The 24,543-nt window shown below is 71.1% G+C and carries 17 protein-coding genes; 10 read left to right on the plus strand and 7 right to left on the minus strand.

Annotation, left to right across the window (positions count from 1 at the left end):
• The coding region (locus IPZ69_RS25970) for an ADP-ribosylglycohydrolase family protein (protein ID WP_235456889.1) at window positions 1-1,165 on the minus strand (1,165 nt) is incomplete at its 3' end.
• A 229-nt stretch (window positions 1,166-1,394) separates the two neighbouring features.
• Here IPZ69_RS25970 and IPZ69_RS25975 point away from each other — a divergent pair.
• The 3 genes from IPZ69_RS25975 (at window position 1,395) to IPZ69_RS25985 (ending at window position 8,580) form a co-directional block, all read left to right on the plus strand.
• Window positions 1,395-2,126, plus strand: a complete 732-nt coding sequence (locus IPZ69_RS25975; protein ID WP_235456890.1) for a VIT1/CCC1 transporter family protein — start codon at window positions 1,395-1,397, stop codon at window positions 2,124-2,126.
• Window positions 2,127-2,531: 405 nt separating this feature from the next.
• The gene (gltB, locus tag IPZ69_RS25980; RefSeq protein WP_235456892.1) at window positions 2,532-7,124 is read left to right on the plus strand and encodes a glutamate synthase large subunit; all 4,593 of its coding nucleotides are present in this window, start codon (window positions 2,532-2,534) and stop codon (window positions 7,122-7,124) included.
• Window positions 7,117-8,580, plus strand: coding sequence for a glutamate synthase subunit beta (locus tag IPZ69_RS25985; RefSeq protein ID WP_235456894.1), 1,464 nt, complete (start codon window positions 7,117-7,119; stop codon window positions 8,578-8,580). The genes gltB and IPZ69_RS25985 overlap by 8 nt, the downstream gene beginning before the upstream one ends.
• A 128-nt stretch (window positions 8,581-8,708) precedes the next feature.
• Here IPZ69_RS25985 and IPZ69_RS25990 read toward each other — a convergent pair whose 3' ends face one another.
• The 3 genes from IPZ69_RS25990 to IPZ69_RS26000 form a co-directional block, all read right to left on the minus strand.
• Window positions 8,709-9,419, minus strand: coding sequence for a calcium-binding protein (locus tag IPZ69_RS25990; RefSeq protein ID WP_235456895.1), 711 nt, complete (start codon window positions 9,417-9,419; stop codon window positions 8,709-8,711).
• Entirely contained in the window at window positions 9,416-10,579 is a 1,164-nt protein-coding gene (gene wecB / locus IPZ69_RS25995; RefSeq protein WP_235456896.1) for a non-hydrolyzing UDP-N-acetylglucosamine 2-epimerase, read from the minus strand. Before wecB ends, IPZ69_RS25990 begins: the two co-directional genes overlap by 4 nt.
• Before the next feature lie 157 nt (window positions 10,580-10,736).
• Entirely contained in the window at window positions 10,737-11,936 is a 1,200-nt protein-coding gene (locus tag IPZ69_RS26000) for a glycosyltransferase (protein ID WP_235456897.1), read from the minus strand.
• A 537-nt stretch (window positions 11,937-12,473) separates the two neighbouring features.
• Here IPZ69_RS26000 and IPZ69_RS26005 point away from each other — a divergent pair.
• Complete coding sequence (locus tag IPZ69_RS26005; protein ID WP_235456898.1) at window positions 12,474-14,294, plus strand: DUF2334 domain-containing protein; 1,821 nt, start codon at window positions 12,474-12,476, stop codon at window positions 14,292-14,294.
• A gap of 35 nt (window positions 14,295-14,329) precedes the next feature.
• Complete coding sequence (locus IPZ69_RS26010; protein ID WP_268835052.1) at window positions 14,330-15,352, plus strand: glycoside hydrolase family 113; 1,023 nt, start codon at window positions 14,330-14,332, stop codon at window positions 15,350-15,352.
• 695 nt (window positions 15,353-16,047) lie between these two features.
• Here the strand turns inward: IPZ69_RS26010 and IPZ69_RS26015 are convergent.
• Window positions 16,048-16,932, minus strand: a complete 885-nt coding sequence (locus IPZ69_RS26015) for a rhomboid family intramembrane serine protease (RefSeq protein WP_235456899.1) — start codon at window positions 16,930-16,932, stop codon at window positions 16,048-16,050.
• 149 nt (window positions 16,933-17,081) lie between these two features.
• Here IPZ69_RS26015 and IPZ69_RS26020 point away from each other — a divergent pair, with 149 nt between their 5' ends.
• Window positions 17,082-17,804, plus strand: coding sequence for a vWA domain-containing protein (locus tag IPZ69_RS26020; protein WP_235456900.1), 723 nt, complete (start codon window positions 17,082-17,084; stop codon window positions 17,802-17,804).
• 86 nt (window positions 17,805-17,890) lie between these two features.
• Window positions 17,891-19,612: a cytochrome bc1 complex cytochrome b subunit gene (qcrB, locus tag IPZ69_RS26025; protein WP_235456901.1), complete on the plus strand. Its 1,722-nt coding sequence runs from the start codon at window positions 17,891-17,893 to the stop codon at window positions 19,610-19,612.
• Here qcrB and IPZ69_RS26030 read toward each other — a convergent pair.
• Window positions 19,587-20,624, minus strand: coding sequence for an acyl-CoA dehydrogenase family protein (locus IPZ69_RS26030; protein ID WP_235456902.1), 1,038 nt, complete (start codon window positions 20,622-20,624; stop codon window positions 19,587-19,589). The genes qcrB and IPZ69_RS26030 overlap by 26 nt on opposite strands.
• Window positions 20,624-21,763, minus strand: a complete 1,140-nt coding sequence (locus IPZ69_RS26035; protein ID WP_235456904.1) for an acyl-CoA dehydrogenase family protein — start codon at window positions 21,761-21,763, stop codon at window positions 20,624-20,626. Before IPZ69_RS26035 ends, IPZ69_RS26030 begins: the two co-directional genes overlap by 1 nt.
• Before the next feature lie 70 nt (window positions 21,764-21,833).
• On the opposite strand from IPZ69_RS26035, the gene IPZ69_RS26040 reads away from it, so the two are divergent.
• The 3 genes from IPZ69_RS26040 to IPZ69_RS26050 are packed head-to-tail and all read left to right on the plus strand — an operon-like array spanning window position 21,834 to window position 24,523.
• Window positions 21,834-22,619 (plus strand): SDR family oxidoreductase, encoded by a 786-nt coding sequence (locus tag IPZ69_RS26040; protein ID WP_235456905.1) that lies wholly within the window; start codon window positions 21,834-21,836, stop codon window positions 22,617-22,619.
• A 27-nt stretch (window positions 22,620-22,646) separates the two neighbouring features.
• Window positions 22,647-23,348 carry a TetR/AcrR family transcriptional regulator gene (locus tag IPZ69_RS26045; protein ID WP_235456906.1) on the plus strand — a complete coding sequence of 234 codons (702 nt, stop codon included), beginning with the start codon at window positions 22,647-22,649 and terminating at the stop codon, window positions 23,346-23,348.
• 17 nt (window positions 23,349-23,365) lie between these two features.
• Window positions 23,366-24,523, plus strand: a complete 1,158-nt coding sequence (locus IPZ69_RS26050) for an acetyl-CoA C-acetyltransferase (protein ID WP_235456907.1) — start codon at window positions 23,366-23,368, stop codon at window positions 24,521-24,523.
• The last annotated feature ends 20 nt before the right edge of the window (window positions 24,524-24,543 follow it).

Below are 24,543 nucleotides of genomic sequence, written 5' to 3' on the forward strand. Positions count from 1 at the left end.
CGTCCGGAACGCACTCCCGCCCCGGATCCGGCACCGACTCCCGTCCCCCGCTGGACACGGTGTTCCCCTCGGCCGCTCCCGCTCCGGCCCCCGCCGTCTCCCAGGCCAGGCCCCGTGTCGCCGTGGGGAGGAAGGCCGGGTGCACCACGTCCGCTCCCCATTTGCCGCCCTCTCCCGGTACCAGGAGTTCGGCCACGTCCAGGACGTGGTGGCCGGACATGGAGGGGAGACAGGTGCCGCGGGCGGGGCCGATGGCGGCGGCCCAGTCGGGAGGGATCGCCGAGACGCCCTGAGTAGCGCCGGCCAGGGCGCCGGCCACCGCGGCCGTGGTGTCGGCGTCGCGGCCCATGTTCACCGCCGTGAGGACGGCCTGCCGGAAGTCGCCGTCCGAGGCCGCGTACGCGCCGAAGGCGAGCGCCACCGCCTCGGGCGCGAGGTCGGTCCAGGGGTAGCCGCCGATCACGACGGCGGAGCGGACCGCCCGCTCGCCCCGATGGGCCACCGCCACTGCCCGGCGCAGCGAGCGGGCCGTCCAGGAGTCGTCGGGGACCACCGCGAGCGCCGAGGCGACGACCACGCTGGGCGGAGCGCCCGCCATCGCCGCCGCCACCCCGGCCGCGACCGCCTGGCCGCCGTAGATGCCCTCGCCGTCGTGGCTGACCGAGCCGTCGATGGCCACCAGCCGGGCCGCCTCGGCGGGGCGGCCCGCCGCGAACACCCCGAAGGGGGCCGCGCGCATGGCCAGCCCGTCGCTCCAGGCGTGCCGGTGCTGGGCCGAGATGGGCGCCGCGAGACCCCGGCGCAGGTTCTCCAGCGTGCCGCGCTCGCTGAAGCCCGCGCCCCGGAAGGGGCCCTCCTCCCGGTCGGCGATCCACTGGTGCCAGGCCGCCTCGACATGGCCCGGTGTCAGCGCCGAGCCGTGCCGGGCCAGCAGCAGCCCGGAGAAGATCGCGTACTCGGTGTCGTCGGTGCCCGACGGCTTCTCGGCGACGTACCCGGTGATGCGGCCCCAGCGGGCCCGGATCTCGGACGGTCTCAGGTTCTCGGCGGGTGCCCCGAGCGCGTCCCCGACGGCCAGTCCGAGCAGCGCGCCACGCGCCCGTTCACGGAGTTCGGCGGCGTCCCCGGGTGCCGGGACCGACGGAATGCCGGCGATCGATGCCATACGGGGATGTGTCCCACGGGAGCGCCGCCGGAGAGCCTGCCGACCCGCAGCGTCACCCGGTCGACATATGTGCAGTCCCCTACTCGGATGAGCAAGGTCAGGTAAAACCGCAGGTTAGCCCAGCCTTTCCTTGCTGGCGCGAAGGAATTTCAGGGCGTACGTTCGGTGTTGTCGAAAAGTAGAACGCGTCCAAAAGTTAGCTTTGCCTAAGCATTCCTGGGGGATCCCTGTGGCCATCATCGACACCGAGGCCGCGCTGCACGAGGCGCACCGCGACAACCACACGCACCGTGACGTGAACGGCGGCTGGCTGCGCCCCGCCGTCTTCGGCGCGATGGACGGCCTGGTCTCCAACCTCGCCCTGATGACCGGCGTCGCGGGCGGCGCCGTCAGTCACCAGACCATTGTGATCACCGGGCTCGCCGGCCTCGCGGCGGGTGCCTTCTCCATGGCCGCCGGTGAGTACACCTCCGTCGCCTCGCAGCGCGAACTCGTCGAGGCCGAGCTGGACGTGGAGCGGCGCGAGCTGCGCAAGCACCCGCAGGACGAGGAGGCGGAGCTCGCCGCGCTGTACGAGGCCCGGGGCGTGGAGCCCGCGCTGGCCCGCGAGGTGGCCCGGCAGCTGTCCCAGGACCCCGAGCAGGCCCTGGAGATACACGCCCGCGAGGAGCTCGGCATCGACCCCGGCGACCTGCCGTCCCCGCTGGTCGCGGCCGTGTCGTCGTTCGGCTCCTTCGCGCTGGGCGCCCTGCTGCCCGTACTGCCGTACCTGCTGGGCGCGGCCGCGCTGTGGCCCGCCGTGCTGCTCGCGCTCGCCGGGCTGTTCGGCTGTGGTGCCGTGGTGGCCAAGGTGACGGCACGCACCTGGTGGTTCAGCGGCCTTCGGCAGCTCGCGCTCGGCGGTGCCGCGGCCGGTGTGACGTACGCCCTGGGCAGCTTGTTCGGAACGGCCGTAGGATGATCTCGATGCTACCTATGCGTTGGGCCGTATAAGTAGCCGTTACTCGCTGGTTTCAAATGCTTAACCACGGGGCATGAGCCGTAAGCGCTGCGGGCAATGACGCCTGCCGCGCACCCGCGGGATGGGCGACACGCTCCTCCCGCCCCCCTCGCGGGCCAACCGGTACCGATCTGATCGATCTTGTCCGGCTCGGTCCCCACACACTTTCAGCCGCCCGCGTGCGGCACCCTGCCGTCACCCACGGCACCCTGCCGCGACCCGGCGGCGTCCGCATGTTGGAACGCAGTATCCGGTTCGCGAGCATCGCTCCATCATGTAATCTGCACGAAATTTAGCCACACAGCAGAGGGCCAACGTCGTCCCTCGGCACTTGCCACATGCCACATGACGACGACGGGAGAGCCGATGCGTACGCCGCGCCAGCCGTCCCAGCATTCCGCGAATGGCCAGAACTGGTCGTTCATGGATGCTCGCCCTGCTGCGCAGGGTATGTACGACCCCCGCAATGAGCACGACGCCTGTGGCGTCGGATTCGTGGCCACCCTGACCGGTGAGGCGAGCCACGCGCTGGTCGAACAGGCCCTCACGGTTCTGCGCAACCTGGAGCACCGCGGCGCCACCGGCTCCGAGCCCGACTCCGGCGACGGCGCGGGCATCCTCTCGCAGGTCCCGGACGCCTTCTTCCGCGAGGTGGCCGGCTTCGACCTCCCCGCGGCGGGCTCCTACGCCGTCGGTATCGCCTTCCTCCCGGAGGAGGGCACCGAGGACTCCGTCTCGAAGATCGAGACGATCGCGGCCGAGGAGGGCCTCACCGTCCTCGGCTGGCGCGAGGTCCCGGTCGCTCCCGAGCTGCTCGGCGCCACCGCCCGTTCGACCATGCCGGCCTTCCGGCAGGTCTTCGTCGCCGACGGCGCCAGCGAGGGCATCGCGCTGGACCGCAAGGCGTTCGTCCTGCGCAAGCGCGCCGAGCGCGAGGCCGGTGTCTACTTCCCGTCCCTCTCGGCCCGCACCATCGTCTACAAGGGCATGCTGACCACCGGCCAGCTGGAGCCCTTCTTCCCGGACCTGTCCGACCGCCGCTTCGCCTCGGCCGTCGCGCTCGTCCACTCCCGCTTCTCCACGAACACCTTCCCGTCGTGGCCGCTCGCGCACCCGTACCGCTTCGTCGCGCACAACGGTGAGATCAACACCGTCAAGGGCAACCGCAACTGGATGCGCGCCCGCGAGTCCCAGCTGGTCTCCGAACTCTTCGGAAACCAGAACCTGGAGCGGATCTTCCCGGTGTGCACGCCGGACGCCTCCGACTCGGCGTCCTTCGACGAGGTGCTCGAACTCCTGCACCTGGGCGGCCGCTCGCTGCCCCACTCCGTGCTGATGATGATCCCGGAGGCGTGGGAGAACCACGACTCCCTGGACCCGGCCCGGCGCGCCTTCTACCAGTTCCACTCCACGATGATGGAGCCCTGGGACGGCCCGGCCTGTGTCACCTTCACCGACGGCACCCAGGTCGGCGCCGTGCTCGACCGCAACGGTCTGCGCCCCGGCCGCTACTGGGTCACCGACGAGGGCCTGGTCGTCCTCGGCTCCGAGGTCGGCGTCCTCGACATCGACCCCGCCAAGGTCGTCCGCAAGGGCCGTCTGCAGCCCGGCAAGATGTTCCTCGTCGACACCGCCGAGCACCGCATCATCGAGGACGACGAGATCAAGGCGACCCTCGCCGCCGAGCAGCCCTACGCCGAGTGGCTGGAGGCCGGCGAGATCGAGCTGGGCGACCTGCCCGAGCGCGAGCACATCGTCCACACCCACGCCTCGGTCACCCGCCGCCAGCAGACCTTCGGTTACACCGAGGAGGAGCTGCGCGTCATCCTGGCGCCCATGGCCAAGGCCGGCGCCGAGCCGATCGGTTCGATGGGCACGGACTCCCCGATCGCGGCTCTCTCCGAGCGCCCGCGGCTGCTCTTCGACTACTTCACCCAGCTGTTCGCGCAGGTCACCAACCCGCCGCTGGACGCCATCCGCGAGGAGCTCGTCACCTCGCTGCGCTCCTCGCTCGGCCCGGAGGGCAACCTCCTGGAGCCGAACGCGGCCTCCTGCCGCAGCGTGACCCTGCCCTTCCCGGTCATCGACAACGACGAGCTGGCCAAGCTCATCCACATCAACGCCGACGGCGACATGCCCGGCTTCAAGGCCGCGACCCTCTCCGGCCTGTACCGGGTGAGCGGTGGCGGTGACGCCCTCGCCGCGCGCATCGCCGAGATCTGCGCCGAGGCCGACGCCGCCATAGAGAACGGCGCCCGCCTGATCGTCCTGTCGGACCGCCACTCGGACGCCGAGCACGCGCCGATCCCCTCGCTGCTGCTCACCGCGGCCGTCCACCACCACCTCATCCGCACCAAGCAGCGCACCCACGTGGGCCTGCTGGTCGAGGCCGGTGACGTCCGCGAGGTCCACCACGTCGCCCTGCTCATCGGCTTCGGCGCCGCCGCGGTCAACCCGTACCTGGCCATGGAGTCCGTCGAGGACCTGGTCCGCGCGGGCACGTTCCTGCCGGGCATGGAGGCCGAGAAGGCCATCCGCAACCTGATCTACGCCCTCGGCAAGGGCGTCCTGAAGGTCATGTCCAAGATGGGCATCTCGACCGTCGCCTCCTACCGCGGCGCCCAGGTCTTCGAGGCCGTCGGCCTGGACGAGGGCTTCGTGGAGAAGTACTTCAACGGCACGGCCACCAAGATCGGCGGCGTCGGCATCGACGTCGTCGCCAAGGAGGTCGCCGCCCGCCACGCCAAGGCCTACCCCGCCTCCGGCATCGCTCCCGCGCACCGCGCGCTGGAGATCGGCGGCGAGTACCAGTGGCGCCGCGAGGGCGAGCCGCACCTGTTCGACCCGGAGACGGTCTTCCGCCTCCAGCACTCCACGCGCACCGGCAGCTACGACATCTTCAAGAAGTACACGGACCGCGTGAACGAGCAGTCCGAGCGCCTGATGACGCTGCGCGGCCTGTTCGGCTTCACGTCCGACCGGCAGCCGATCTCCATCGACGAGGTCGAGCCGGCGAGCGAGATCGTCAAGCGCTTCTCCACCGGCGCCATGTCGTACGGCTCCATCTCCAAGGAGGCGCACGAGACCCTCGCCATCGCCATGAACCAGCTGGGCGGCAAGTCCAACACCGGTGAGGGCGGCGAGGACCCGGAGCGGCTGTACGACCCGGCGCGCCGGTCCAGCATCAAGCAGGTCGCCTCCGGCCGCTTCGGTGTGACCTCCGAGTACCTGGTCAACGCGGACGACATCCAGATCAAGATGGCCCAGGGCGCCAAGCCCGGCGAGGGCGGCCAGCTGCCCGGCCACAAGGTCTACCCGTGGGTGGCCAAGACCCGGCACTCGACCCCGGGCGTCGGCCTGATCTCCCCGCCGCCGCACCACGACATCTACTCGATCGAGGACCTGGCGCAGCTGATCCACGACCTGAAGAACGCGAACCCGCGGGCGCGGATTCACGTGAAGCTGGTCTCCGAGGTCGGCGTCGGCACGGTCGCGGCCGGTGTGTCCAAGGCGCACGCGGACGTGGTCCTGATCTCCGGTCACGACGGCGGCACCGGCGCGTCCCCGCTGACCTCGCTCAAGCACGCGGGCGGTCCCTGGGAGCTCGGCCTCGCCGAGACCCAGCAGACGCTGCTGCTCAACGGCCTGCGCGACCGCATCGTCGTGCAGACGGACGGCCAGCTGAAGACCGGCCGTGACGTCGTCATCGCCGCGCTGCTCGGCGCCGAGGAGTTCGGTTTCGCGACCGCTCCGCTCGTCGTCTCCGGCTGCATCATGATGCGCGTCTGCCACCTGGACACCTGCCCGGTCGGCGTCGCCACCCAGAACCCGGTGCTGCGCGACCGTTTCAACGGCAAGGCCGAGTACGTGGTGAACTTCTTCCGGTTCATCGCCGAGGAGGTCCGCGAGATCCTCGCCGAGCTGGGCTTCCGCTCCATCGAGGAGGCCGTCGGCCACGCCGAGGCGCTCGACGTCACCCGGGCCGTCGACCACTGGAAGGCGCAGGGCCTGGACCTGGAACCGCTGTTCCACGTGCCCGAGCTGCCCGACGGCGCGGTCCGCCACCGGATCGTCGAGCAGGACCACGGCCTGGAGAAGGCGCTGGACAACGAGCTGATCAAGCTCGCCGCCGACGCCCTGGCCGCCGACTCGGCGACCGACGCCCAGCCGGTGCGCGCCCAGGTCGCGATCCGCAACATCAACCGCACGGTCGGCACCATGCTCGGCCACGAGGTGACGAAGAAGTTCGGCGGCGCGGGTCTGCCCGACGACACCGTCGACATCACCTTCACGGGCTCGGCCGGCCAGTCCTTCGGCGCCTTCCTGCCGCGCGGCGTCACGCTGCGCCTGGAGGGCGACGCCAACGACTACGTCGGCAAGGGCCTGTCCGGCGGCCGTGTGATCGTCCGCCCGGACCGGGCCGCCGACCACCTCGCCGAGTACTCGACGATCGCGGGCAACACCATCGCGTACGGCGCGACCGGCGGTGAGCTGTTCCTGCGCGGCCGCACGGGCGAGCGGTTCTGCGTCCGCAACTCCGGTGCGACGGTGGTCTCCGAGGGCGTGGGCGACCACGGCTGCGAGTACATGACCGGCGGTCACGCGGTGGTCCTCGGCGAGACGGGCCGCAACTTCGCGGCCGGCATGTCCGGTGGCGTCGCCTACGTCATCGACCTGAACCGCGACAACGTCAACGTCGGCAACCTGGAGTGCGTCGAGGCGCTCGACGACGCCGACCGGCAGTGGCTGCACGACGTGGTGCGCCGGCACCAGGAGGAGACGGGCTCCACCGTCGCCGAGAAGCTGCTCGCCGAGTGGGACACCGCCGTGCAGCGCTTCAGCAAGATCATCCCCAGCACGTACAAGGCAGTGCTCGCCGCCAAGGACGCCGCCGAGCGAGCCGGTCTCTCCGAGACCGAGACCCAGGAGAAGATGATGGAGGCGGCGATCAATGGCTGACCCGAAGGGCTTCCTGAACCACGGCCGTGAGGTCGCGCAGACCCGTCCCGTCAGCGAGCGCCTCAAGGACTGGAACGAGGTCTACGTCGCCGGCTCCCTGCTGCCGATCATCAGCAAGCAGGCCAGCCGGTGCATGGACTGCGGCATCCCGTTCTGCCACAACGGCTGTCCGCTGGGGAACCTGATCCCCGAGTGGAACGACTACGCCTACCGCGAGGACTGGGCGGCCGCCTCCGAGCGCCTGCACGCGACCAACAACTTCCCGGAGTTCACCGGTCGCCTCTGCCCGGCCCCCTGCGAGTCGGCGTGCGTGCTCGGCATCAACCAGCCCGCCGTCACCATCAAGAACGTCGAGGTCTCGATCATCGACCAGGCGTGGGAGACCGGGGACGTCGCCCCGCAGGCGCCCGAGCGCCTGTCCGGCAAGACGGTCGCGGTCATCGGCTCGGGCCCGGCGGGCCTGGCCGCCGCCCAGCAGCTGACCCGGGCGGGCCACACCGTCGCCGTCTACGAGCGCGCGGACCGCGTCGGCGGCCTCCTGCGGTACGGCATCCCCGAGTTCAAGATGGAGAAGCGGCACATCAACCGCCGCATCGAGCAGATGCGCGCGGAGGGCACCCGCTTCCGCACCGGCATCGAGATCGGCCGCGACCTCAGGGCGACCGACCTCAAGAAGCGGTACGACGCGGTCGTCATCGCCGCCGGCGCCACGACCGCCCGCGACCTGCCGGTCCCCGGCCGCGAACTCAAGGGCGTCTACCAGGCGATGGAGTACCTGCCGCTGGCCAACAAGGTCCAGGAGGGCGACTACGTCACCACCCCGGTCTCGGCCGAGGGCAAGCACGTCGTCGTCATCGGCGGTGGCGACACCGGCGCCGACTGCGTGGGCACCGCCCACCGTCAGGGCGCGGCCTCCGTCACGCAGCTGGAGATCATGCCCCGCCCGGGCGACGAGCGGAACAACGTCAGCCAGCCGTGGCCGACCTTCCCGATGCTCTACAAGGTCACCAGCGCCCACGAGGAGGGCGGCGAGCGGGTCTACTCCGTCTCGACCACGCACTTCGAGGGCGACGAGGACGGCAACGTCCAGTGGCTGCACCTGGTCGAGGTCGAGTTCGTCGACGGCAAGCTGACCCAGAAGCCGGGCACGGAGCGCAAGATCCCGGCCCAGCTGATCACCCTCGCCATGGGCTTCACCGGCACCGACCGGGAGAACGGCCTGGTCGAGCAGTTCGGCCTGGAGCTCGACGAGCGCGGCAACATCGCCCGCGACGCCGACTTCCAGACCAACGTGCCGGGCGTGTTCGTCGCCGGTGACGCCGGTCGCGGCCAGTCGCTCATCGTGTGGGCCATCGCGGAGGGCCGCTCGGCCGCCCGCGGCTGCGACCGCTTCCTGACCGGTGCCAGCGACCTGCCGGCCCCGATCCGCCCGACGGACCGCGCACTGACGGTCTGACGGCGACAACGGGAACCTGACGTTCCCTCATACAACGTCCCGTACAAAGGCGTACGGAACACCGACGGCGCCTGCCCCACTGTCCCCGACCGGACGACCGGGCAGGCGCCGGCGCATGCGCGGACTCCTCAGCCCGAACCGGCCCGCAGCCCCTCGAACTTGACGGTGGCGTCCTCGGTGTACGCCCCCACCCGGCCCCGGTTGTAGGGGCGTTCGGTGTCCCTGAAGGTCACCAGCGGCTTCCCGTCCACCGACACCGCGAGCATCGCGCCCTGCTGCTCCACGCGCACCGTGTACCAGTCACCCACGGGGTACTTCGTACGCCCCGTCGCCAGGAAGCGCTGGCCGCCCGGATAGGCCGGGTCCCGCTTGCCCAGCTCCCAGCCGTTGGGCTTGAGGGTGATGTAGTAGAAGTGCTCCGGATCGGTGTACGCCCACACCAGCCACGGCACCTCCCACGGGTTCGGGTCGGGATCCCGCAGCTGCCGCACCGTCCGCATCCGGGCCTCGTACCGCACATCGGTGTACGAGGCGATGCTCACCACCAGCCCCGCGTGCGTGGTGCCCGGGTCCTCCGCGGCCCTCGGGGACAGCGACAGGGAGTCGTCGTCGCCCACGTTCGTGCCGTGGCCGTTGAACACCGACAGCCAACGGCCGTGCGTCGAGCCGTCGATCCAGGGCGCGGGAGGCGGCACGTCGTCGCCCCGGCACTGGGTGAGGGTGACCGACAGCAGGGCGGTCAGCGTGAGGACCAGGGCCAGGGCGCTGAGCAGGCGGCCCCTGCGCCCCGGCGGGATCAGCGGGATCCGGCGGACGGGGCGCAGGGGTGTCTGAGTCATGCCGTCGAGTATGGCCCGGAGGCGGTGAGGCCGACCGGCACATCGGCGGCGAAGTCCTCGGCCAGTTGGGCGAGTACGCGCGTGGTGGCCCGTCCGTCGCCGAACGGGTTGCCCGCGCCGGCCATCCTGCGGTACTCCGCCGGATCGTCCAACAGCCGCTCGGCCCAGGTCACGATGGCCTCCGGATCCGTGCCGATCAGCCGGGCGGCGCCCACCTCGACCGCCTCCGGGCGTTCGGTGGTCGTACGCAGCACGAGCGCGGGCTTGCTCAGGCTCGGCGCCTCCTCCTGGATGCCGCCGGAGTCGGTGAGCACGAGGTCGCACTCGGCCAGCGTGGCCGCGAAGTCCAGGTAGTCGAGCGGTTCGACGAGCGAGATGCCGGCGTGGCCGTCGAGTTCGGGCAGCAGTACGTCCCGCACGGCCGGGCTCTTGTGCAGCGGCAGCACGATCTCCACGTCCCCGCGCCCCGCGAGCCGGGTGAGCGCCCGGCCCATGCCGCGCATCCGTTCGCCCTGGTTCTCCCGGCGGTGCAGGGTGACCAGGATCCGCTTGGCGTCGGTGCGGAACGCGGAGGTGCCGGTGCCCTCGGCCAGTACCCACAGCAGGTTGTCGATCACGGTGTTGCCGGTGGTGAACACCTGCTCCGCCGGGACGCCCTCCTCGGTCAGGTGCCGGGCCGCGGCCGGGGTCGGCGCGAAGTGCCAGCGGGCGATGCGGCCGATGAGGCTGCGGTTGAGCTCCTCCGGGAAGGGGTTGTCGATCACCCCGGTGCGCAGCCCGGCCTCGACATGGGCGACCGGGATCTTCTCGTAGAACGCGGCCAGCGCGCCGGCCAGTGCGGTCGTGGTGTCCCCCTGCACCACGACCAGGTCCGGCCGCTGCTCCCGCATGACCTCGCCGAGCTCGCCGACCAGACGGGCGGTCAGTTCGGACAGCTGCTGGCGGCTGCGCATCACGTCGAGCGCGATCCGTACGTCGACGCAGAGCAGGCCGAGCATCTGGTGGAGCATCTCGCGGTGCTGTCCCGTGGTGACGACGATCGGCTCGAACTGCGGGCTGTCGGCCATCGCCCGTGCCACCGGCGCCAGTTTGATCGCCTCCGGCCGGGTGCCGAGGACGAGCATGGCGCGTACGGGCATGACTGAGACAGGTGTGGACATGGAAGGCCCCCCTAGGGCACGCGAGGTCGTCGCAGGACCGCGCGAGAGTGTGAGCGGTGCGGAGAAGAGATGAGAGAGAAGGTGCGATGAGAGCGCTGAGAGAAGGTGAGACGAGAGAAGGCGCGGCGGGTACGCCGCGAGCGCGGGACGGACGTCCTCAGGTGCGCGCGGTCTTCAGCCAGGTCTGCTTGCCGGTGAGCATCCGCCAGAACCCCCACCAGCCGGCGGCGAACCAGATGTAGCCGTAGAAGACGAAGACGTGGGCGAGGAGCACACAGCGCACCAGTCCCAGCCGGCGCTCACGCTTGAAGTACACGAAGCCGTACGTGTAGGCGGCCGTGAACGAGAGCACATAGGGCCCGAGCAGCCACATGGGCGACACGAGCGCGTGTCCCACCTGGACGGAGGCCACCACGGTGGCGCCCAGGGCGACCAGGAAGGAGATGGGCAGCAGCGAGGTGAGCAGGATCAGCACCGGGCTGGACAGGTGGTAGAGCATGTCCAGCGCGGGCCGGGTCGGCACGTCCCGCAGGATGAGCGGGACGAGACCGGCGGACTGCAGATGTCCCTGGAACCAGCGGGATCGCTGCCGGACCAGGCGCCGCAGACTGAGCACGGCCTGCTGGGACACCGCGGCGGTGGTGCAGTGCATGTTGGTCCAGCCCTTGGCGATCAGCCGCACCCCGAGGTCGAGGTCCTCGGTCAGGCTGTCGCTCCACGGACCGTTCCCGTCCAGGGTGTTGAGCGCCGACAGCCGCATGAACTGCCCGTTCCCGCCCATGCCCACGCTGCCTATGAACCGGCGTGCGCTCTGGAACACGTCGCCGTAGACGACGAACTCCATGTCCTGCATGCGCGCGAGGAGCCCCTGGTGACGGTTGTACATACGGACGCAGACCTGAACCGCGCCCGTACGAGGGTCGTCGAAGTAGGGGTCGACCGACTGCACGACGTGCGGATCGAGCCGCCCGTCGGCGTCGACCACGCACAGGACCACGTCCGCCGGGTCGTACCCGGCGAGCAGGCCGGACTCCCTCAGGTGCCGCACCCCGTCGTTGAGTGCGGCACCCTTTCCCCGGCGGCAGTCGGGTGGTGTGCGCCGGTGCACATGAACGAGGTTCGGGTCGGCGGCCCGGGCGATCTGATAGGTGCGATCGTCCGAGCCGTCATCGATCACCAGTGCCATGAAATTCCCGACGGGCAGCGAGGTGATGCGCGCCAGGCTTTCGGAAAGGACTGTTTCCTCGTTCAGGCATGCGATGAGAAATACGTAGAAGCGTTCTCTCCGGTCGGTCCGGGAACGGCGAATTCTGCGCCGCGAGAGAAGGAATAGGCTCGTGTTGTAACAGCCGGCCATCACAATGAGAGTGATGCTCGACCACAGGAGCAACTCAACGATCACGACTGCCCCCGGTATGCATCCGCATCTTGGTCGACTGCCGACGCAGATGTACCCGGGCCAGCAGTATCAGGCAGGCCGTCAGGCAATAGAACAGGAATCCGGCCCCGGCTGTCGCCTGTAGCGCTTTGGCCAAAGGTAGGCCGGGTATTGCTTCTGGCGCGGCCATCGCCCCGGCAAGAGGCAGCAGTGCCCCCAGGGCGGGTCGTCCGTACATTTTCCCCCCACATTTCGATGCGCGTCCCCAGCGCGCGAAGGTGAACGTAGCAGACCTCCATGGGGCCTACGAAGCGAAACCGGAAAAAGGCCATGTGGGGTCTTCCGGCGGTGTCTGATGGTCCGGTGGGAATTCACCCTTCTGCCCATTGACACCCTCCGTGCACCGCCAGAAGAATCAGTGCCTTCTTGCCAGCAAAAACCTTTGCCAATGATTGGCAAAGTGGGGGGAAGATCGTGAGACCTTTCAACTCGTCCCGGAGGCGGGGAACCTCCAGGATGTCCGTCGCTCTGCTGCTCGCCACCGCCGTGTTCAGCGGCACGTTCCTGGCCGCCGGCGCCCAGGCGGCCGGGGAGCAGCACCGCCCCGGCGAGGCCGGCGGCACCGCATCCGGACTCAGCCGCGTCGACCTCAAGGGCTGGGCGCAGTCCCAGCTCACGGCCGACGAGGCCCGCCACGACCGGCCGGACACCACGACCACCCGGACCACCCTCGCGACCGCGGCCGACCTCCCGGTCGGCACCGCGAGCGCCGTGATCCGGCAGGCGGCCCTGCTCGCCCCGGCCGACGCCGCGGCCGCCGCCGACCCGTCCGCCCTCGTGCTCTACGACACGGCCGGCCCTTACGGACAGCTGGGCGAGCTGTACGCGATGGCCACGGCCAACCTGACCGGCCACTTCGGCACGGTGACGGCCAAACCGGTCCAGCAGTACACCGCCGGGATGATCGACTCGTACTCCACGGTGATCTACATCGGCTCGACCTACTACGGCGGCGACATCCCGGACGCCGTCCCGGCCGCCTTCTACCAGGACGCCTCCACCAGCACGAAGCCCGTGATCTGGATGGGCGCCAACATCTGGGGCATGGCCAACGCGGTGGGGGCCACCCAGTTCACGCAGAAGTACGGCTGGGACCCGACGACGTCGTACTACGAGGACGGCGGCTCGGTGGGCAACGTCACGCAGGTGACGTACCGCGGTCAGACCCTGACCCGCACCATCCCCGCCGGGCAGGACGGCGGCGTGCTGCGCCCCAACGTCCTGACCGGCACGGGATATCCGGCCGTCACCCGGCTCGCGGAGGGCCTGGACAGCTCCAACGGACACACCTTCGGCTGGGCGGTCCGCTCGTCCAACCTCACCTACATCGGTGAGATCCCCTTCGCCTACGTCTCCGAGAGCGACCGCGTCATCGCCTTCGAGGACCTGCTCTTCGACGCCCTCGCCCCGGCCACCGCCGAGCGGCACCGTGCCGTGGTGCGCCTGGAGGACATCAGCCCCGACTCGGATCCCACCGAGCTCCGGGCGATGGCCGACTACCTCTACTCGCAGCACATCCCCTACGGCATCAATGTGATCCCCGTCTACACGGACCCCAACGGCGCCTACAACAACGGTGTCCCGCAGACGGTCACGCTCGTCCAGCGTCCGCAGGTGGTCAGCGCGCTGAGGTACATGCTGAGCCGGGGCGCGGTCCTGATGGACCACGGCTACACGCACCAGTACGGCAACGTGGCCAACCCCTACAACGGGGTGACCGGTGACGACTTCGAGTTCTACCGGGCACACGTCGACGCCGCGAACAACGTCGTCTACGACGGGCCCGTCGCCGAGGACTCCGCCCTGTGGGCGCAGACCCGGGTGACCAGCGCGCTCACCCAGTTCCTCCTCGCGGGCCTGCCCCGGCCGACCCTGTGGACCACCCCGCACTACGCGGGCTCGGCGGCCGACTACAAGGTCTTCAGCTCCAACTTCTCGGCGCGGCTGGAGCGTTCGCTCTACTTCGCCGGGACGCTGAGCGGGACCTCGTCCGACCCGAACCGGTTCATCGGGCAGTTCTTCCCCTACGTGGTGAAGGACGTGTACGGCACCAAGGTGCTGCCCGAGAACATCGGCAACTACGAGCCGGAGGCCTACAACAACCACCCGGCCCGGCTGCCGGCCGACCTCGTCAACTCGGCCCGGGCCAACCTCGCGGTCCGCGACGGCGTCGCGAGCTTCTTCTACCACCCCTACTACCCGGTGCAGCCGTTGAAGGACACCATCGACGGCATCAAGGCACTCGGCTACACCTTCGTCAGCCCGGCGGCGCTGTGACGGCGCCTGCCCTCAAGAGGAGGACCGTCGCCGTCATGGCGGCGGTCCTCCTCGCCGTCACCGGCTGCTCGTCCACCGGCCCGGCCGCGGCCGGCCACGGCGGCACCCGGGCCTCCCGCTCCCACCCCGCCGCCCCGACGGTGCGCGGCATCACCCTGCCCTCCTGGTACCGCACCGACTACGACAGCCCGGCCGCGCCCCGTTATCTGCGCGGCATCCGGGCCGCCGGGGCCCGCTGGGTCACCTTCACCCCGACCTGGTACCAGAACGGGGTCACCGACACCTCCGCGCACCGGACGGAGGAGACCGCGAGCGACGCGAGTCTGCGCCGGATCGTGAAGCGGGCCCACGCGGCCGGCCTCAAGGTGATGATCAAGCCGCACGTGGACCTGCCGGGCGACATCGACCGCGCCGAGATCCGTCCCCGCGACCGGGCCGCGTGGTTCGCCGCGTACCGCCGCTTCATCACGCACTACGCCGACCTCGCCGCCGCCACCGGCACCGAGCAGTTCGCCGTCGGCACCGAACTCGCCGGGGTCTCCGGCGACACCACCGCCTGGACGAAGGTGATCGAAGCGGTCCGGTCCCACTACGACGGACCGCTGACCTACGCCGCCAACTACGACGAGTACCAGCACATCCGGTTCTGGAAGCGGCTCGACGTCATCGGCATCGACGCCTACTGGCCCCTGTCGGACCGGCCCACCACCGACAGCGCCCGCCTCGCCAGGGCCTGGACCCCGATCCGCACCCGTCTCGCCGCCTTCGCCGCCCGGCAGGACCGGCACATCCTGTTCACCGAGGCGGGCTACGTCAGCCAGCGCGGCTCCACCACCGCCCCGTACTCCTGGACCGTCAGCAAACAGGCGGACACCGCCGAACAGGCCGCCGCCTACCGCGCCCTGCTCGACTCCTTCGAGGGCCGCAAGTGGTGGGCCGGCGTGTGCTGGTGGATGTGGGACGACTGGCCGAACAGCGGCGAGACCCCGACCGGCCTGGCCTACACCCCCCGCGGCAAGCCGGCGGAGGAGGTACTACGCCGAAAGTGGTCCCCCTGACCACCCACCGGCCCACCCGAACCGGGCGAGGCACCGACGACAACGTCGCCTCCTCGCCCGGTTTCGCGTGGCGCCCCGGCCTCGCGCTCTCGCGTGCTTCCGCCCGGCCCGCGCTCGCCGTCGTCCCGTGCTCTCGCCCGGTCCCGAGCACCCGGCTGGCTCAGTGCTCTCGCCCGGTCCCGCGCTGCGCCGTCGCCGCCGCGCACCCGGCAGGCTTTGTGCGCCCGCGGGGGTCCGAGCGCCCACCCGGTCCCGCGCTCGCCGTCGCCCCCGCGCACTCGGCAGACTCCGTGTGCCCGCGGGGGTCCGAGCACCCACCCGGGTCCGCCCGCCTGTCCGGTCCCGCGCTCCCGCCCGGTCCCGCGCTCCCGCCCGGTCCCGCGCTCCCGCCCGGTCCCGCGCTCCCGCCCGGCCCCGCGCTCGTCGTCGGTCCCGTGCACCCGCTCGGTTCCGCGGTCTCGCTCGGTCGCGTGCTTCCGCCCGGCGCCGCGCTCGTCGTCAGTCCCGAGCACCCGGCAGGCTCAGTGTTCTCGCCCGGTCCTGCGTCCGCCGCCGGCACCACGCACCCTGCAGACTTCGTGCGCCCGCCCGGGCCCGAGCGGCCGCCTGGGCCGAGCGCCCGCCCGACCGGGTCCGCCCGCCCGGTCCCGCGCGCCCGTCCGGCTTCACGCACTCGGCCCGCGCCCAGGCTCCGACTACGCGGCGCCGCCCGTCAGTTCCGTGGCCTTGGTGATCGTCAGGATCACCAGGAGCGCGAGCACCGCCACGCACACCGCGGTCTGGATCAGGGCCCGGCGGGGGCCCCGGGGTACGTACGCGTAGGCCAGTGTCACCGCGGCGCCCGTCAGTAGGCCGCCGAGGTGGCCCTGCCAGGACGTGGCCCACGCGGAGATCACCAGCCACAGCAGCAGACCCGCCATGAAGCGGTTGACGGCGTTCATGTCGGCGCCCAGGCGGCGGGCCATGACGTAGTACGCGGCGCCCAGCCCGAAGATCGCGCCGGACGCGCCGAGCGTGGGCGTCTCGGGTGCGATCAGCAGCACCAGGACCGAGCCGCCGAGCGCCGACAGCAGATACAGGGCCGTGAACCGCACGCGGCCCAGCTGCGCCTCCACCACCCGGCCCAGGTTCCACAGCGACACCATGTTCATCACGATGTGCAGGATGCCGAACGTGCCCCCGGTGGGCGGCAGGTGCAAAAACGCCCCGGTCAGCAGCCGGTACCACTCCCCGTGGGCCACGCCCTCCGGCAGGTAGCCCGCGGGCACGGTCCCCAGCATGTCGAACCGGTCCACCACCGAGGGGCGCGCCAACTCGGCGAGATAGGCGAGCACATTGAGCCCGATGAGGACATACGTCACCATCGGCACGGCCGTGATCCGGCCGCCGAACGCCGTGCGCGCCTGCCGTACCGACCGGGCGCCCTCCCGCACGCACTCCACGCACTGGTGACCGACGGCCGCCTCACGCATGCAGTCGGGGCAGATGTACCGGTCGCAGCGGGTGCAGCGGACGTGGGACTCCACCTTGGGATGGCGGTAGCAGGTGGTGACGGTGGACTCGGGGGATTCGGCATCCACGGCCGGCTCCTCGGAAGGGGTGGGGACAGGGGGTGAGAGCCGGTGGGGACGGCGGCGAACAAAATAGCGAACTGGTGTGACAGTGGAGAGAGGAGGGGCGGCTGATCACGTACTCTCGGTCTCCGGAACGGGAGCGAGGGGGAGTCCTGATGGCCGCGATCAGTCTCAGCAAGCTGGAGGAGACCGCGCCCGCGCTGGTCGGCCCCTACCGCACCGCCGGCGTGTCCCTCACCAAACACGGGCTGGACGGCCTGCGGGCCGCCGTCTACTTGGTGGTCGACCACTCCGGCTCGATGAAGCCGTACTACAAGGACGGCAGCGTGCAGGCGCTCGCCGACCGCGTGCTCGGCCTGTCCGCGCACCTCGACGACGACGGCCGGGTACCGGTGGTGTTCTTCTCGACGGACATCGACGCCGTCACCGACATCGCCCTCGCCGATCACCACGGCCGTATCGACCGGATCGCGGCCGGGCTCGGGCACATGGGCAAGACCAGCTACCACCTGGCGATGGACGCGGTCATCGACCACTACCTCGACAGCGGCTCCACCGCCCCCGCCCTCGTCGTCTTCCAGACCGACGGCGGCCCGATCAACAAGCTCGCCGCGGAACGCTACCTGTGCAAGGCGGCCAGGCTGCCGCTGTTCTGGCAGTTCATCGGCTTCGGTGACCGAAGCAGCAAGCAGTTCGACTTCCTGCGCAAGCTGGACGAGCTGGCGGTGCCCGGCAAGCGGGCGGTGGACAACGCGGGCTTCTTCCATGCCGGTTCGGATCCGCGCCGGGTGTCCGACGCCGAGCTGTACGACCGGATCGTGGGCGAGTTCCCGCAGTGGCTCGCGGCCGCCCGGGCCCAGGGGATCGTACGGACCTGACCGATCCGGCGTCCGGTACGTACCGTTGGCTTGGCCGTGCCGCCGTGCCACCCTGAGGTCATCCGCTGGGGGAGGCGACGCGACGCATGGACGACGGCGCACGAACGGTCGACGGAGCGGCACGGACGGGCGGTTCCGTCCGCGAGGGCTCCGTGCACGAGGGGTCCGCCCGCACGGGCCCGGTACGCGAGGGCACTGCCCGCAGGGGCGAGCCCGGCAAGGGTGAGAAGTTCGCCGACTGGACCGACGGACGGCTCGGGCTCTACGCCCTCGCCAAGTCCAACATGCGCAAGGTGTTCCCGGACCACTGGTCCTTCATGCTGGGCGAGGTCTGTCTCTACAGCTTTCTCGTCCTGATCCTCACCGGCATCTACCTCACGCTCTTCTTCGAGCCGAGCGGTGCCGAGGTCGTCTACCACGGCTCCTACGGCCCGCTCAACGGCATCGTGATGACCAAGGCGTACGAGTCGACGCTGCACATCAGCTTCGACGTACGCGGCGGCCTGCTGATCCGGCAGATCCACCACTGGGCGGCGCTGGTCTTCGTCGCCGGCATGCTCGTGCACATGATGCGGGTGTTCTTCACCGGCGCGTTCCGCAAGCCGCGCGAGCTCAACTGGGTGTTCGGCTGGACCCTGCTGTTCCTCGCCATCCTCACCGGCCTGACCGGCTACTCGCTCCCGGACGACCTGCTCTCCGGCACCGGCATCCGCTTCGCCGACGGCGCGATCCTGTCCATCCCGATCGTGGGGACGTACATCTCCTTCTTCCTGTTCGGAGGAGAGTTCCCCGGCCACGACATCATCTCGCGGCTCTTCCCGGTCCACGTCCTGCTGCTGCCCGGGATCATGCTGGGCCTGGTCGTGGTCCACCTGATCCTGGTCTTCTACCACAAGCACACCCAGTACCCCGGCCCCGGACGGGACCAGAAGAGCGTGGTCGGCATGCCCTTCCTCCCCGTCTACATGGCCAAGGCCGGCGGCTTCTTCTTCCTCACCTTCGGCGTCCTCGCGCTGCTCGGCGGGATCGCCAGCATCAACCCCGTGTGGGCCTTCGGGCCCTACCGCCCCGACCTGGTGACCACCGGCGCGCAGCCCGACTGGTACCTCGGCTTCTCCGAGGGCCTGATCCGGGTGATGCCGGGATGGGAGATCAACGCCTGGGGCCACACCCTGGCGCTGGGCGTCCTCATCCCGTTCTCGCTCTTCCCGCTGATCCTGCTCGCCATCGGCGTCTACCCCTTCTTCGAGGCGTGGATCACCGGCGACAAGCGCGAACACCACATCCTGGACCGGCCGCGCAACGCGCCCGTGCGCACCGGGCTCGGAGTGGCCTGGCTGAGCCTGTACGGGGTGCTGCTGATCGGCGGCGGCAACGACATCGTGGCCACCCATCTCCATCTGTCGATCAACCTGATCACCTGGTTCGTCAGGATCGCCGTCTTCGTCGTGCCGGTCCTCGCCTTCGTGGTGACCAAGCGGGTCTGTCTGGGACTGCAGCGCCGGGACCGGGACAAGGTGCTGCACGGCCGGGAGACCGGAGTCATCAGGCGGCTCCCGCACGGCGAGTACGTCGAGGTCCACGAACCCCTCACCCAGGACCGGCTGTTCACCCTCACCCAGCACGAGCAGAACCCGCCGTACGAGCTCGGCCCCCTTCAGGACGCCAACGGGGTACGGCGGCAGGTCACCGTGTCCCAGCGGGTGCGGGCCCGGCTGGCCCGGGCGATGTTCGGGCCCGACACGCACATCCCGAAGCCGACGCGCGAGGAGTACCGGGAGCTCACCAGCGGCGATCACCACCACTGAGGACCAGGTCCCGGCACGCGTCGGGACCGCCCCAGACCGTGCGCAGGACGCGGGCCTTGGTCAGCCACAGGGACAGCTCGTACTCGGCGGTGTACCCGATCGCGCCGTGCAGTTGCAGCGCCGCGCGGGCGGTGGTGTACGCCGCCTCGCAGGCCGTCAGCTTGGCGGCGGCCACGTCCGCCGGATCCCTGGTCAGCGCGGCGCCGAAGACCAGGGGCCGGGCGAATTCGAGGGCGATGGCCGCGTCGGCCAGCCGGTGCTTGACCGCCTGGAACGAGCCGACGGGGACGCCGAACTGAGTGCGCTGCCGGACGTAGGCGACCGTCTTGTCGAGGAGGGCGAGACCGACGCCGAGGGCTTGGGCGGCGGTGGCGAGACGGGCCCGGGTGAGCGCCTGCTCGACGGCCGCGGCGACCTGCGGTCCGGCGGCGAGGAGTTCACCGCCGGTGGGGGAGGGGAAGAGCCGCCGGGTCGGGTCGAGGGACGGGATCGGCGCGTGGGACCGGACCGGCGGAGCCAGGCGTAACGCGGCGGTCCGGGGCGCCTCCGAGTCGGCGTCGGCCGCGCGCGTCGGGCCGTGCGAGGGCGCCGCCGTCAGGAGCACGTCCGCCGCGTCCGCGTCCAGCACGTGCGCCGACCCCAGGGCCAGGGTGGCCGTCGTCTCGCCCGAGGCCAGCTCGGGCAGCAGCCGTTTGGCCGGGCCCGTGTCGTCCAGCGCGGTGAGCAGGGCGGCCGCCGCCACCGTCTCCACCAGCGGGCCGGGCACCGCGTGCCGCCCCAGTTCCACGAAGGCCACGGCGAGCTCCACCGGGAGCGGCCCGACCCCCCCGTACGCCTCTGGAACCGCCAGCCCGAACACCCCCGCCTCCGCGAGCCGGGACCACAGCGCGCGGCCGCTCGCCCGCTCGCCGCGGCTCCAGTCCCGGGCGACCGACGGCGTGTCCGAGGCCGTGAGCATCGCGTGCAGGGAGTCGGCGAAGGCGCGTTGCTCGGGGTCGAGGAGGAAGCGCATCAGCGGCGTCCCTTCGGCAGGCCGAGCAGACGCTCGGCGATGATGTCCCGCTGGATCTCGTTCGTGCCCGCGTAGATGGGGCCGGCGAGGGAGAAGACATAGCCCTCCGCCCAGGCGCCGTCCGCCCGCTCGCCCTCGTCGCCCAGGAGATCGAGCGCCGTCTCGTGCAGCGCGAGGTCGTACTCGGACCAGAAGACCTTGTTCAGGCTGGACCGCGGCCCGAGCGTCTCGCCGTCCAGGAAGCGGGAGGCGGCCGCGTAGGTGAACAGTTGGTAGGCGCGGGCGCCGATCAGGGCGTCGGCCACCTGGGCGCGCGCGGACTCCGGGCTGCCCTGGGTGCGCCACAACTCGCGGATCCGGTCGGCGCAGGCGAGGAAGCGGCCGGGCGAGCGCAGCGTCAGCCCGCGTTCGTTGCCCGCCGTCGACATGGCGATCCGCCAGCCCTCGCCGGGCGCGCCGATCACGTCCTCGTCCGGTACGAACACCTCGTCCAGGAACAGCTCGGCGAACGCGGGCTTCCCGTCGAGGCGGCCGATCGGGCGGACCGTGACACCGGGCGCCCGCAGGTCGAACATGAGGTAGGTCAGGCCCTGGTGGGGCTTGGGCAGGCCGGGATCGGTGCGGAAGAGCCCGAAGGCCCGGTCGGCGAACGCGGCCCGAGACGACCATGTCTTCAGCCCGCTCAGCAGCCAGCCCCTGTCCGTACGCACGGCCCTGGAGGTGAGGGACGCCAGGTCGGAGCCCGCCTCCGGCTCGGACCAGGCCTGCGCCCAGATCACCTCGCCCCGGGCCATCGGCGGCAGCACCCGCGCGCGCTGCTCGTCCGTGCCGTGGTCGAAGAGGGTCGGGGCGAGCAGGCTGATGCCGTTCTGGCTCACCCGGCCCGGCGCGCCCGCCGCGTAGTACTCCTCCTCGAAGATCAGCCACCGCATCAGCCCCTCGCCCCGGCCGCCGTACTCCGGCGGCCAGGACACCACCGACCAGTGGTCCACGGCCAGTTCGGCCTCCCAGACGCGGTGCGCGGCGAAGCCCTCCGCGGTCTCCAGGGAGGGCAGCGGCACTGCGGGCACATGCGCCCGGAGCCAGGCGCGGGCCTCGGCGCGGAACTCCTCGTCCGCCGGAGCGTGGGTGAGGTCCACGGTGACCGTCCTTCCCTGGTCCTGGTCGCCAACCTTCCCTAACAAGTGTTTGGTAGGTTAGCGTGGCCCCATGACAGGCGTCGAGAGTCCGGAGTACGTGCCCGGGCACGGGCTGCTGAAGGGGCGCACCGCCGTCATCACCGCGGCGGCCGGCGCCGGGATCGGCGGGGCGACCGCGCGCCGCTTCCTGGAGGAGGGCGCGCGCGTGCTGATCAGCGACGCGCACGCGCGCCGGCTGAAGGAGCACGAGGCCGAACTGGTCCGCGCACACCCGGGATCCGTGACCGCGCTCCCCTGTGACGTCACCGACGAGTCCCAGGTGCGGGCCCTGTTCGACACCGCCGTGCGGGACCACGGGCGGCTGGACATCGTCGTCAACAACGCCGGACTGGGCGGGACCTGCGATCTGGTCGACATGACCGACGAGCAGTGGTCCCGCGTCCTGGACGTGACGCTGAACGGCACCTTCCGGTGCACCCGGGCGGCGCTGCGCGCGATGAGGCGGAGCGGCGGCGGCGTGATCGTCAACAACGCCTCCGTCGTCGGCTGGCGCGCCCAGGCCGGGCAGGCGCACTACGCCGCCGCGAAGGCGGGCGTCATGGCCCTGACCAGGTGCGCGGCTGTGGAAGCCGCCGCCTACGGGGTGCGGGTCAACGCGGTGGCACCGAGCCTCGCCATGCACCCCCACCTCGCGAAGGTGACCACCCCCGAACTGCTGGAGGAGCTCACCGCCCGCGAGGCCTTCGGGCGGTACGCGGAGCCGTGGGAGGTGGCCAACGCGATCGTCTTCCTGGCCTCCGGCTATTCCTCGTATCTGACCGGAGAGGTCGTCTCCGTCAGCAGCCAGCATCCGTGAGGGGACGGTGCAGACCACAATGGACCCGTGCCGACCAAGAAGAAGCCCCAGGTGACCGCCGCGAAGAAGGCCCGGGCGAGTGCCGAGACCAACGCCCGGGCGAGCGCCGGGAAGAAGCCCGCCGCCGAGAAGAAGCCCGCGGCCACCGCCGCTCAAGCCCGGCGCCGCGAACTCCTCGGCACCGCCGCCGAGGTCTTCGCCGAACAGGGCTACAACGCCACCACCGTACGGAAGATCGCGGACCACGCGGGCATGCTCGCGGGCAGCCTCTACTACCACTTCGACTCCAAGGAGTCGATGCTGGAGGAGATCCTGCGGACCTTCCTCGACGAGCTCTGGGACGGCTACGACACCGTCCTGGCCGCCGGACACGGCCCGCGCGAGACGCTGGAGGCGCTGGTCACCGAGTCGTTCCGGGAGATCGACCGGCACCGCGCCGCCGTCGCGATCTACCAGAAGGAATCCAGACAGCTGGTCGCGCAGGAGCGGTTCACGTTCCTCGCCGACTCGCAGCGCAAGTTCGAGAAGGCGTGGCTGTCCACGCTGGAGCGCGGGGTCGCCGCGCGCGTCTTCCGGTACGACCTCGATGTCCGGCTCACCTACCGCTTCGTGCGCGACACGGTCTGGGTCGCGGCGTCCTGGTACCGGCCCGGCGGACTGCACAGCCCGGAGGAGATCGCCCGCCAGTACCTGTCGATGGTGCTGGACGGGATCGCCGTACGCACGTGACTCACTGGGGAGTTGCCATGGCCGAGGCCTACATCGTCGAAGCGGTCCGGACGCCGGTCGGACGGCGCGGGGGCGGACTGAGCGCCGTCCACCCGGCCGACCTGGGCGCCCATGTGCTCAAGGAACTCGTCGCACGGGCCGGCGTGGACCCGGGCGCCGTCGAGGACGTCGTCTTCGGCTGCCTGGACGCGGTGGGCCCGCAGGCCGGCGACATCGCCCGCACCTGCTGGCTGGCCGCCGGACTGCCCGATGAGGTGCCGGGCGTGACCGTCGACCGGCAGTGCGGCTCCTCCCAGCAGGCCGTGCACTTCGCGGCGCAGGCCGTCCTGTCCGGCACCCAGGACCTGGTGGTCGCGGGCGGCGTGCAGAACATGTCGCAGATCCCCATCGCCTTCGCCTCCCGGCAGGCCGCCGAGCCGCTGGGACTGACCGACGGCCCCTTCCTGGGCAGCTCGGGCTGGCGGGCCCGGTACGGGACGCAGCCCGTCAACCAGTTCGCCGGCGCCGAGATGATCGCCGCCAAGTGGGGCATCGGCCGGCAGGACCAGGAGGAGTTCGCGCTGCGCTCGCACCGGCGGGCGCTGCGGGCGATCGACGAGGGCCGCTTCGACCGCGAACTCGTGTCCCACGGGGACGTCACCACCGACGAGGGCCCGCGCCGGGACACCTCCCTGGAGAAGATGGCCGCGCTGAAGCCGGTCGTCGACGGCGGCACCATCACCGCCGCCTGCTCCTCGCAGGTCTCCGACGGCGCCGCCGCGATGCTGCTCGCCTCCGAGCGGGCGGTGCGCGAACACGGGCTGCGGCCCCGCGCCCGCGTCCACCACCTCTCCGTGCGCGGCGAAGACCCGATCCGTATGCTCTCCGCCCCCATCCCGGCCACCGCGCACGCCCTGAAGAAGACCGGCCTCACCATCGACGAGATCGACCTCGTCGAGATCAACGAGGCCTTCGCCCCGGTCGTCCTGGCCTGGCTGAAGGAGACCGGCGCCGACCCGGAGAAGGTCAACGTCAACGGTGGCGCCATCGCCCTCGGCCACCCGCTCGGCGCGACCGGCGTCAGGCTCATGACGACCCTGCTGCACGAACTGGAGCGCACCGGCGGCCGGTTCGGACTCCAGACGATGTGCGAGGGCGGCGGCCAAGCCAACGTCACCATCATCGAACGGATCTGACGGATCTGACGGATCTGACG

This window comes from Streptomyces olivochromogenes, from assembly GCF_021538895.1.
Taxonomy (GTDB): Bacteria; Actinomycetota; Actinomycetes; order Streptomycetales; family Streptomycetaceae; genus Streptomyces; species Streptomyces olivochromogenes_A.

Coding starts and splice junctions, on each gene's coding strand:
- IPZ69_RS26050 (WP_235456907.1), top strand. CDS start 23,366: ATGGCCGAGGCCTACATCGTCGAAGCGGTCCGGACGCCGGTCGGACGG.
- IPZ69_RS25985 (WP_235456894.1), top strand. CDS start 7,117: ATGGCTGACCCGAAGGGCTTCCTGAACCACGGCCGTGAGGTCGCGCAG.
- IPZ69_RS26040 (WP_235456905.1), top strand. CDS start 21,834: ATGACAGGCGTCGAGAGTCCGGAGTACGTGCCCGGGCACGGGCTGCTG.
- qcrB (WP_235456901.1), top strand. CDS start 17,891: ATGGACGACGGCGCACGAACGGTCGACGGAGCGGCACGGACGGGCGGT.
- IPZ69_RS25990 (WP_235456895.1), bottom strand. CDS start 9,419: ATGACTCAGACACCCCTGCGCCCCGTCCGCCGGATCCCGCTGATCCCG.
- gltB (WP_235456892.1), top strand. CDS start 2,532: ATGCGTACGCCGCGCCAGCCGTCCCAGCATTCCGCGAATGGCCAGAAC.
- IPZ69_RS26020 (WP_235456900.1), top strand. CDS start 17,082: ATGGCCGCGATCAGTCTCAGCAAGCTGGAGGAGACCGCGCCCGCGCTG.
- IPZ69_RS26000 (WP_235456897.1), bottom strand. CDS start 11,936: ATGGCCGGCTGTTACAACACGAGCCTATTCCTTCTCTCGCGGCGCAGA.
- wecB (WP_235456896.1), bottom strand. CDS start 10,579: ATGTCCACACCTGTCTCAGTCATGCCCGTACGCGCCATGCTCGTCCTC.
- IPZ69_RS26030 (WP_235456902.1), bottom strand. CDS start 20,624: ATGCGCTTCCTCCTCGACCCCGAGCAACGCGCCTTCGCCGACTCCCTG.
- IPZ69_RS26005 (WP_235456898.1), top strand. CDS start 12,474: ATGTCCGTCGCTCTGCTGCTCGCCACCGCCGTGTTCAGCGGCACGTTC.
- IPZ69_RS26010 (WP_268835052.1), top strand. CDS start 14,330: ATGGCGGCGGTCCTCCTCGCCGTCACCGGCTGCTCGTCCACCGGCCCG.